This is a genomic window from Lysinibacillus sp., assembly GCF_032093475.1.
GTDB lineage: Bacteria > Bacillota > Bacilli > Bacillales_A > Planococcaceae > Lysinibacillus > Lysinibacillus irui.
In genome coordinates, this window is the sequence record NZ_DAMDAY010000035.1 from 24,446 (window position 1) to 32,876 (window position 8,431).

Genomic DNA, 8,431 nt, shown 5'->3' on the forward strand with positions numbered 1-8,431 from the left:
CTCTTTATTATAACATGTTTTGGTGAATTAATTAAATGGATTTAACATAATCATACACAGAAAGTAGAGCTTCATCAAGTTTTGAAGCATCTTTTGCACCTGCCATCGCCATATCTGGACGACCGCCACCTTTACCACCACATGCTTCTGCGACCATTTTCACAATATTCCCTGCATGGTAATTGCCACCAACTAATTCTTTGGAAACACCTGCACATAGCATTACTTTTTCGCCATCAACAGCGCCAAGTACGATAACTGCTTTTGGCATTTTCGCTTTCAGGTCATCCATCATTTGACGCAGTTGATTGTTATCCTTCGCTTCTACTTTTGTAGATAGAACCGTCACATCTCCAATTGTCTGTGCTGCATCAACAATAGCTCCTGCTTGAGCATTAGCGATTTTTTGCGATAAAGCTTCATTTTCACGTTGTAATTCTTTATAGTCAGCTTGTAATGCCTGAACTTTCGTTACGATATCTTTAGGGTTTGCTTTTAATAATGCAGCTGCTTCATTTAAAAGAGCCTCTTCTTCTTTAACCGCTTCATAAGCAACTTTACCTGTAACAGCTTCAATACGGCGAGTCCCTGCACCAATACCACCTTCTGAAACAATTTTGAAGAAGCCGATTTCAGAAGAACGTTTTACATGAATACCACCACATAGCTCAATAGAATAATCCCCGATTGAAACTACACGAACAACATCACCATATTTTTCACCGAACAATGCCATTGCACCCATTGCTTTCGCTTCATCTATAGCTTTTTCTTCAATAATGACCTCTATATCATCCCACACTTTTTCATTTACAATACGTTCGATTTGTTGTAACTCTTCTTTTGTGACTTGACCAAAGTGTGAGAAGTCAAAACGTAAACGGTCAGGACCTACATAAGAACCAGCTTGGTTAACATGGTCGCCTAACACATCTTTTAATGCACGTTGCATAATATGTGTTGCTGTATGGTTTTTAATAATTAAATTACGGTCATCACGATTTACTACTGCTTGCACTGCATCTTCTACATGCATTTCACCAGATTCAACTACTACAGTATGAAGTGGTTGCCCATTTGGTGCTTTTTGAACATCTTTTACTACAGCAGTAAAGCTATCATTTGAAATTGTACCGCTGTCGGCAATTTGACCGCCCATTTCAGCGTAGAAAGGTGTTTTAGCTAAAATGACTAATGCTTCTTGACCTTCTGAAGCTACTTTGGAAACTTGGCCATTGACGATCATTGCAGCAATTTCAGTATTAGCTGTTAACGTATCATAGCCAACAAATTCACTTGCAACTGTTAAGTTTGCTAATACCTCATTTTGTACTTGCATGGAATCAACATCTTGACGTGCTGCACGAGCGCGCTCACGTTGCTCTTCCATCGCCGCCTCGAAACCATCATGATCAACTTTCATGCCTACTTCCTCTGCGTATTCCTCTGTTAATTCGATAGGGAAGCCATAAGTATCATATAAACGGAAAGCATCTGCACCTGGAATATAATCATGGCCTGCTGCTTTTTGTGATTCAACTACTTCATTAAAGATAGCAAGACCTCCATCTAATGTTTCATGGAAACGAAGTTCTTCATTTTTAATAACGCGTTGAATAAATTCACATTTTTCCGTTACCTCTGGATAGAAGTCTTCCATAATTTTACCCACAGTTGGCACTAATTCAAACATAAATGGTTTTTCAATACCAATTTGTTTTGCATAACGAACAGCACGACGTAATAAGCGACGAAGTACATAGCCACGGCCTTCGTTTGAAGGAAGTGCTCCATCACCAATTGCGAATGCTACTGTACGAATATGGTCTGCAATCACTTTAAATGGTGTATTAATATCTTCCTCTGAGCCGAAAATTTCATTTAAGTCTACTTCGGACGGACGTTTATATTGACGGTTAGCAAATTCCTCGATTTTTTCAATAATTGGCATAAATAAATCTGTATCAAAGTTCGTTGGTACATTTTGAACAACGGATACAATACGCTCTAAGCCCATACCTGTATCAATATTTTGTTTTGGTAGTGGCGTGTAAGTGCCATCAGGATTATGGTTAAATTGAGAAAACACAAGGTTCCAAATTTCAAGATAACGTTCATTCTCCCCACCTGGGTACATCTCAGGGTCATTTTCATCTGAGCCGTATTCTACGCCACGATCATAAAAAATCTCTGAGTTCGGACCAGATGGACCTTCTCCGATATCCCAGAAGTTCCCTTCTAAACGAATTAAACGTTCTTCTGGAATACCAATTTCTTGATGCCACACATCATAAGCTTCTTGATCTTCAGGGTGAATTGTAATCGATAATAATTCTGGATCAAAGCCCATCCACTTCTTATCTGTTAAAAACTCCCATGCATAATGAATAGCCTCTTTTTTGAAGTAGTCACCAATAGAGAAGTTTCCAAGCATTTCAAAGAACGTATGGTGACGAGCCGTTTTCCCAACATTCTCAATATCATTTGTACGTATTGATTTTTGTGCGTTTGTAATACGTGGATTATCAGGAATGACACGACCATCAAAATACGGTTTAAGTGTCGCAACACCAGAGTTAATCCAAAGTAATGATGGATCATTTATTGGCACAAGAGGTGCTGATGGCTCATGATGATGCCCCTTTTCTTTAAAAAATTCCAAATACATTCGGCGAATATCTACTGCTTTCATTGGATAAATTCCTCCTATTTTTTATATTGTAAAATCACGATATGAATCCTGCAATCTACATGAATTACACCTTTAAGGTTCTACCGAAGAAAATAAAAAAAGCCCTCATCCCCAAAAAAGGGACGAGGACTTGTCATTTGTCTCGCGGTACCACCCTAGTTGTAAGTAAACGCTCTTACTTACCTCTTTAGCACTTGTAACGTCAGTGAACGGCAGGGATTAGCTGCACTCTGGAGTAGCTTTCGGCATTTGCTGTTGTGAGGATTTTTTCAGCCTAGAAATCCCTTTCTTTTCACATACAAATACGTACTGTCTCCATCATCGTTTTTACTTTTTCTATCGAAAATTATAAAAAAAATTTGTTGTGCTGTCAATTAGTACTAGTATAACAAACGATAGCTATGCAATCATTTTTTTGAAGTAGACCCACATGCCCCATGTAAATAACACTAAGAAGGCACTGATCGTAATTGTTGTAATCGGCGAGTCTTGATAAGGTAAAGGTACATTCATACCAAAAAAGCTAGTAATCACAGAAAGTGGTAACATAATCGTCGAGATTACAGTTAATAAGTTTAGTTTTTCAATAGATTTCCCACTAATAATTGAAAAATACGTATCTAGCGTACTGTTGACTAAATCACGATAGGTCTCCGTAGAATCAACAAGACGTTCTAAATGGTCATTTAAATCTTTATAGAATGGAATATTATCTTCTTGAATGTCAAATTTCCATTGACCATTCATAGTTGAAAAAATTCTTCTTTGCGGCATAATAGCTTGGCGAATTAAAATAATGTTCCGCTTCAGCGCAAGAAATTCCTCGGTAACGACTTTTGGTTGATAATCATAAATTTCCTCTTCCAGTTCATCAATGCGTGCTCGGATGCGCTCTAATACCGGAAAATACTCATCTGTAATTCCATCAATAATCGTATGCAGTAAAAAATCAGTGCCTTTTTCCATATACGTTGAACTATTGAAGCAAACCTTTTCCATATGACCAAGCCATTGTAATTTCTGTTTATGAACAGTGACTACATAATTTGGCCCCATAAAAATATTTAACTCAACAGTTGTAATTTCATTGTTACTTTTTTCATTGTAGATAGGCGCATGGAAAACAAAAAATTTATAATCACCATAGTTATCCATTTTAGGACGTGATCCTTCATGTAAGCAATCTTCCACTGCTAGTGGATGAAAGCCAAAGACATCTGCTATATTATTTAATTCATTATATCGATAAGCATATAAATCCACCCATAATAAATCTCCGTTAGGAATAGGAAGTTGTATATCAAGCATATTGAAATCATGTTGCACTGTCTTACTATTGCTTTCATAATAGTGAATTTTAATCATTATACTTCACCTCGTGTTTTGTTATGAGAAAGTAACAAAAGGTAATCAAACTTACCTTTTGTCTGCGTCGGTGATCAGAAATTGACGACTTTTTAATTGTTGCTGTTTACCTAAATAGTACTTATTCGGCTCAGGACTACTATCCATTTCTCATCACCTTCCTTTCATAACAAAAACACGCCTTCTACGAATGAAGGCGTGTTGAATACACATATCAAAAAATAGCAATAAAAAACATTGCATGCTTGTTACCTTCAAACGTTGAGTTTTAGCACTATGCGGCATAGGATTATGTCCAGCTACGTTAAAAAACACCTTATTTCGATGATTTCTGTTGACCCATTGGCGTCTCTCGACATTTTTGGGTAGTAGCGTATCTCCAGCATAGGAGCCTCACCTAACGAAGGGAGTTTATTCTTTTATTCCTACAAATCATAGCGGATACAATCACAACTGTCAAACAATTAATCAATCACTCTTCAAGAAATCTTCCACTCTCTGAACGAAATGCTCCCGATGATAAGACTGATAGAGCAGGCTAGTTAAACGTACAGGGTCACCAAAGAAAAAGCGTTCATAAAGTGTTTGTCTTGTGCCAAAACTACTCATCGTTAAATCCCAAGCCAAACGGAACTTTTTTACTCGCTCTTCGCCTGTATCTCGGATTGATTGTAAGTAGTGATCAAGATCACCGTCATCTGTTGCAAATGCTTTTGCACTTGGTATAGACATTAAACCGCTTGCCCCAAGTAGCTGGACAATATCTGTGAAGGTTGGATACACTTTCGGGAAAATTTGAATCGCGACCTGTAGCGTGGATAGGTCAGGTCGTATAAAGCCAAACAAATCTCTCTGTGCCTCTATTTCTGATTTTAATTGTAATGCTTTCATCGTTTCTAAAGCCACAATGACATCCACCACTTTTTGATGTACATGTTGGTATTCTCCAATATTAATTGTATCCACAATTGATTGTATGACCCCTAGGATAAACTCCGTCTTGGCAATTTGACGAGACAGTACTTGATGCAAGCCATAGGCCTGGAATCCACTCACATTCATAAATTGATTAGCAACGTCGACATTTTCATAGTAAAAAACACGATCCCATGGGACAACTACATCATCAAATACAACGATCGCATCCATTTCTTCAAAACGAGCACTCAAAGGGTGATCAAAAGTAGAATGTCCGCCTACAAAAGATTGTCGACATAAAAACTTTAAGCCCTTCGTATTACTCGGTATAGAAAAGCCGAAACCTTTTCCTTCATCATAGCCATTTGTAGATAAAACGAGCAATTCATCTGTTATACCACCCTGTGTTGCTAATAATCTTGCCCCTTTAATGACTAAACCTTCACTTGTCTTCTCGGTAATTTTTGCCGCAATCGTAATATCTTCATTTTCATGGTAGTAGCGCTGACGATTCACTTGTGGTTCGATAAAGGTATGTGTCATCGTTATATCATTTTCACGAGCATACTCATAAAACTTTAGTAAATGCTCAGGAAAACAGTTTGGTTTATCTTTTAAAAAATCTGATGCAGAAGCTAGGGCCATTAACGTCGTATTCATATAATCAGGACTTCTTCCTAAAAAACCGTTAGATGCTAAGGCCCATTCCCTTGCAGCTTGGCGTCTTTTCACAAGATCTTCTGGAGTCAAAACCTGAAGAAATGACATGCCGACTCTCTCTTTACTAGTTGGCGATTCGTATGTCATTTTTTCAAGAAGTGCCCTTTGATGTTGTAGATCAAAAAGTTTCGCTTGACTTTGCATAACCCCTTTAAAGGCAGGATGTTCTGACACCTTTCCTGTCACAACTTCTCCATCAATCGAAATATACGTTTTCAAAGCATCAATGCGCTCAATATACTGCTGCCCTGTCATTATTGCCATACTGTCACCCCTATACATTTCCTATGTTTTTGTACTTATCTAGTATATGAAATGTCCAAAAATTAGGTGACGACACAGCTAAGTAGAAAAAACCCGATTAGATACTGTCAGTCTAATCGGGTACATGTTCTTATTGATCGAGGTAACTACTTTAGTCATCCAAAAAATCATACGGAGAGATATCCTCCATACCAATCATCGGATGAATATAAGGTGCTGTTTCTGCCGTTAGCTTTTGTTCATTGGATAGCTCTTTACTCTCTTCTTCTTCCACTGAGACTGCCTCGACTTCAATAACCTCATCATTCATATCCATTGGGTTGAGTCTAGCTCGTAAGGAAGTGAATCGCTGTAGATCGTCCGTACGCTGTAAGCCATCTGCCAGCACATCAGGTTCACCACAAAGTATCAAGAAATTTTTTGCACGTGTAATGCCTGTGTATAAAAGGTTACGACGCAACATTTTTGAATATCCTCTGACAACAGGCATAATAACGGTTTGAAACTCAGAGCCTTGTGATTTATGGATTGAACAACAATAGGCTAATGTCAATTGATTTAAATCACTACGTTGATAGGTTACTTCAATACCATCAAAGGAAACGACTAGTAAATCTTGCTTTTCTATTGTTTCCTTCGCCTTAATAATACTTATGACTTCCCCCATATCACCATTAAAAACATTACTTTCAGGTTGATTGACTAGCTGCAGGACTTTATCCTTTATCCTATAGGTGACATCGCCGAAGACAAGCTCTTTTCGAGTACCCGTATCATTTGGATTGATGAGCTCTTGTATCATTTTGTTTAAATTATCAATGCCAGCAGGTCCTTTATACATGGGGGCTAGCACTTGAATATTACGAATTTCTTGACCTTTTGCCACCGCACTTTTTACAACTTGCGTAACGACATTCGCAACCTGATCAGCTGAAGCCTTAATAAATGAACGATCTGATGTTTTGGCTGTAAGATCATAGGGAATGGTTCCTTTTTTTATTTGATGGGCAAGTTCAATAATCGTAGAACCTTCAGCTTGCCTGTAGACATCAGTTAATTCAACCGTCGGCAATTGCTTGGATGCTAATAAATCCTTTAACACCTGTCCTGGACCTACGGGTGGAAGCTGATCCTGGTCACCTACAAAGACAACCTGAACATCTTCATGTAATGCTTTTAATAACTGATGAGCAAGCCATGTATCCACCATGGACATTTCGTCCACAATAATCAGCTTGCCAGTCACCTCACGCTCTGTCTCTTCTTCTTTTTCTTGCCCTGTAAAGCCAAGTAGTCGATGAATAGTCATTGCAGGAAGTTCAGTCGATTCAGCTAATCGTTTAGCAGCACGTCCAGTTGGTGCACAAAGAATGATTGGAAAAGGCTCCTCTTTTTGCGCATATTCTTTTGGGTTTAATGATAAGCCATGCAGCTTTGCATATACTTCAACGACTCCACGGACAACAGTCGTTTTCCCAGTCCCAGGGCCGCCCGTTAAAATCATGACCGCTGAATTTAAGGCTTGCTCAATAGCATTGGCCTGTGTTTCGGCATAGGTAACATTAAGTAACTCCTCTGTTTCACCAATAGCTTTACGAATTTCATCTTTACTAAAATGCTCCGCCTTATTATTTCGTTCAATGAGCGAAACAATTTTCGATGCAATGCCTACCTCAGAAAAATAAAGTGATGGTAAATATAACCGAGTTTCTTCACCACAAATTTTTCCCTCTTCACGCAGTTCGATACACGCTTTAGAAATGTCTTCAAATGGGATCTCCTGTCGTTGGCTTTGTTCAAGCATATCCTTAACGAGGGGCAAAACATGTTCAGCATCAAGATATACATGTCCATCCGATAATGCAGCCGTATTTAAAACATGGAAAATCGCTGCTTTGACACGATCAGGATGTTTGCCAGTAATGCCTAATTTCGCACCTAATTCGTCAGCTCGAAAGAAACCAACCCCCTCAACATCTTCAATCAAACGGTATGGATTTTCTGTTAATAATTCAATTGTTTCAGTTCGATAGGTTTGATAAATTTTCATCCCGAGCTGTGGTCCAAAGCCCCACTCATTTAACTGAATCATCACTCGTTCTAAGCCTAAGTTTTGCTCAATGGTGCGATGAATCACTTCTTTTTTTTCAGTAGATAGCCGTGGTACAGCATCGAGCGCGCTAGGATCTTCCAAAATAACACGGAGTGCATTAGCTCCTAATTTTTCAACAATCGTTTCAGCCGTTTTTTTCCCAATTCCTACGAATAAATCACTGGATAAGTAATGTATAATGCCTTGTTCGGTTGCAGGTACCTCTTTTGTAAAAGTCTCAATTTGAAATTGAGCTCCATATTTAGGATGTTGCTTTAGAATCCCTGTAAAACGATATTGCTCATCCATTTGTAGCGGTGGAAAATAACCAACAATGATAATCTCTTTATCTTCATATTGTAAGTTTGTCTCTCGAATTT

At 38.3% G+C, this 8,431-nt stretch carries 4 protein-coding genes, 1 riboswitch and 1 other annotated feature; all 4 genes read right to left on the bottom strand.

The window, feature by feature from the left end; all coding sequences use genetic code 11:
* Positions 1 to 31: 31 nt before the first annotated feature.
* On the bottom strand, positions 32 to 2,692 hold the full coding sequence (alaS, locus tag RT445_RS09825; RefSeq protein ID WP_312506729.1) for an alanine--tRNA ligase: 2,661 nt from the start codon (positions 2,690 to 2,692) through the stop codon (positions 32 to 34).
* Positions 2,693 to 2,807: 115 nt separating this feature from the next.
* Positions 2,808 to 3,023, bottom strand: a binding site (T-box leader).
* 68 nt (positions 3,024 to 3,091) lie between these two features.
* The gene (locus tag RT445_RS09830) at positions 3,092 to 4,057 is read right to left on the bottom strand and encodes a magnesium transporter CorA family protein (RefSeq protein ID WP_274793870.1); all 966 of its coding nucleotides are present in this window, start codon (positions 4,055 to 4,057) and stop codon (positions 3,092 to 3,094) included.
* Positions 4,058 to 4,303: 246 nt separating this feature from the next.
* Positions 4,304 to 4,469: riboswitch (M-box (ykoK) riboswitch) on the bottom strand.
* A gap of 56 nt (positions 4,470 to 4,525) precedes the next feature.
* A complete protein-coding gene (gene hpaB / locus RT445_RS09835; protein ID WP_312506730.1) occupies positions 4,526 to 5,959 on the bottom strand; it encodes a 4-hydroxyphenylacetate 3-monooxygenase, oxygenase component in 1,434 nt (477 codons plus the stop codon).
* Positions 5,960 to 6,110: 151 nt separating this feature from the next.
* Positions 6,111 to 8,431 (bottom strand): SF1B family DNA helicase RecD2 (recD2, locus tag RT445_RS09840; protein WP_483869413.1); only part of this gene is annotated, 2,321 nt, incomplete at its 5' end.

Excerpts from the sequence above, each read along its gene's own strand:
- alaS (WP_312506729.1), bottom strand. The coding sequence starts at position 2,692 with ATGAAAGCAGTAGATATTCGCCGAATGTATTTGGAATTTTTTAAAGAA.
- RT445_RS09830 (WP_274793870.1), bottom strand. The coding sequence starts at position 4,057 with ATGATTAAAATTCACTATTATGAAAGCAATAGTAAGACAGTGCAACAT.
- hpaB (WP_312506730.1), bottom strand. The coding sequence starts at position 5,959 with ATGGCAATAATGACAGGGCAGCAGTATATTGAGCGCATTGATGCTTTG.